This is a genomic window from Vibrio genomosp. F10 str. 9ZD137 (assembly GCF_049974785.1).
Classification (GTDB): Bacteria; Pseudomonadota; Gammaproteobacteria; order Enterobacterales; family Vibrionaceae; genus Vibrio.
This window is the reverse complement of the sequence record NZ_JBNGCJ010000959.1, coordinates 1-2,549: the sequence shown is the minus strand read 5'-3', so window position 1 is coordinate 2,549 and position 2,549 is coordinate 1. Positions and strand designations below refer to the sequence as shown.

Annotated in this window: 1 protein-coding gene; it reads left to right on the top strand. The window is 41.6% G+C overall.

What is annotated here, in order from left to right; genetic code table 11:
• Positions 1-2,549 (top strand): hypothetical protein (locus ACP45E_RS20885; RefSeq protein WP_158008408.1); only part of this gene is annotated, 2,549 nt, incomplete at both ends.

Here is a 2,549-nt window from a genome sequence, read left to right as displayed (position 1 = left end):
CAAGCCATATTGCCAGTGTATGTTGCCGGAGTGAAAGTAGGTGATGTTGTCATTAATATCAGCGATATTGTTGATGATAACGGAGAGCGTGAAGTTGATATCCAAACGCCTGATTTTGCCTCTATGTTTGCGGAGCTCAATTACCTCAATAACCCTGAAATACTCATCAGCGGTTTAGATACATTTTTTGCATCCCTAGATAAAATTCTAACTGACAGTGTGTTTGGTTTTGAGATCCCGGTTATTGGTAGTGCGTTAGAAGGGGCAGGGGATTTTGTCTCCAACCTGCGTAACGCCATTGTCCCTGCATTATGGCAAGAGTTAGAAGAATTTAAACTCAACTATCCTGGTATACCGCCAACCACTTCAACGCTTATTGCAAGCGTGTTGCAGGAACAATTTGATGAGTTAGGATGGAACGTAACGGTAACGGGTAATGATAATGTAGAATCAAAATCAGTCGACTTTACGATTGATTTTGATTACGAGCTGTTTAATACCGATATCGATTTAGATGCTGACCTAGGCTTTCCAGGGCTAGGTTTAAGTGTTGAAGATGGCACTATAGGTGTGAGTGCGATTGCCAGCATGGCTTTGGGCTTTGGTTTTAGCATCGAAAATGGCTTCTACCTTCACGATGTTAGAGATGTTAACGGTGTATTAGTCGATCACAATGAGCTTGAGCTTAAAATTGTGGCTGATTTTTCCGATATGCCAGAGCTGTCGGCAAGTTTGGGTATTCTTCAAGCATCGATATCAAACAACAAATCAGCGGATGTTCAAACATCACTGACCGGTACCATCGGTATTGATCTTAACGACGGTAACGACGATGGCATGATGACCTTTGATGAAATGAAGGGTCAGAAACATATGGTTGAGGTACTGGCTCAATTTGAGACTGTGCTTAACCTTATGCTTGATGCAGGATTTGAAGATAACTTACCAGTAAGTTTGCCAGCCATTAGTACCAATTTATTCTTTGACCATACTTATTCAAAAGTCCTCTATGGCGAAAAGCATGAAGTAATGACGGTTGAGGCATTTGAACTGCGTGATATTACTTTAGATGTGGGCGAGTTCTTAGAAGGATTCTTAAAACCAATTATCGGCTTTGTCGATGATGCACTTGACCCAATTCGTCCAGTTCTTGATTTTATCAACTCTCCGGTTCCAGGCATATCCGATATTCTGGGTCGAACTTCGCTATTAGATATCGGTAAAATGACGTCTGGAGCAAACCCAAGCTTTGATAGCGCGGTCAAATTTATTGATATGGTTAACAAAGTTAATACGCTCATTGAACTGTTAGAAGACAAAACAGATTTGACGATCAACTTTGGTACTTATGACTTTGGCTCAGATACGGATCCGTTTGCGGGTGGAATGAGCGAACATGAGTTTGATTTAGCCAATCTGACGGGGGGCGATTTTAACGCTAACGATCCATACGGAAGCCTTTCTAAAGAGAATCCGGCTCTAGCTGGTGCTCTTTCAGGCAGTGAATCAAGCAGTTCAGACAGTAAATATGGTCTTTCATTGCCTATATTGACCGATCCTATGATGGCGCTGAGACTTCTTTCTGGTGATACCAGCAACATCGATTTGTTCTTGTGGCACTTTCCATCTTTTGCTCTTTCTTTCGAGAAAACCTTAGGAGCCAAGGTTCCTGGTGTACCCAAGGTCGGGTTGAGTGCTGATGTTGAATTTAGCGTTAATCTCGGTTTTGATTTGGCCTTTGGTTACGATACCAGTGGCTTTACCAAAATGATCGAAAGCGGTAATTCTAAATATATTCTTGATGGTTTTTACATTGCGGATTATGAGAACGGCAGAGAAAAGCCAGAAGCATGGTTTAACGCAACCATTGCATTGGATGCCAACGTCAACCTATTCCTCTTCAAAGCTGGCGTTGAAGGCTACTTAAATGCTGATTTTAGTGCTGATTTAACCGACCCAAATGAAGACGGCAAAATTCGCGCCTCTGAATTTATCCAACTTATCACTGAAACGCCAGAGTATCTCTTTGAAATAGATGGAAAAATATCGGCAGGAATAGATGTTTATTTTGATGTCTACTTTAACTATTTGTTTGGCAAAGAAAAAATTGGTGGTGACTCTTGGGCCATTCTTCCTAAACAAACCTTAATCGACTTTAGTCATAATTATGAGCCGAGACTCTCGTTAGGTAATGTTGAAAACGGAAAGCTTACTTTAAACATGGGAGACTATGCGGGCGATCGTACCGTTGGTGAGCTTATCGATGGAAATGAAGAGTTCCGTATCGTTCAATCCGGTAACGATATTCTGGTTTATTCTGAGTTTTATAAAGACGGTGATAAAGCACAACGCTTCTCTAATGTTGACGAAATCGTCATCAAATCAGGTGCTGGTGATGATGTATTGAATTTTGAAGGATTCAATGGCGGCGTCTCTATTGATATTGACACCGGTAGTGGCGATGACAAGGTTTTCTTCAATACGACGAACGCTTTTTCTGCCGCAATGGTCACAAGATCCTCATCGTCAAATGTGACGATTCACGGCGG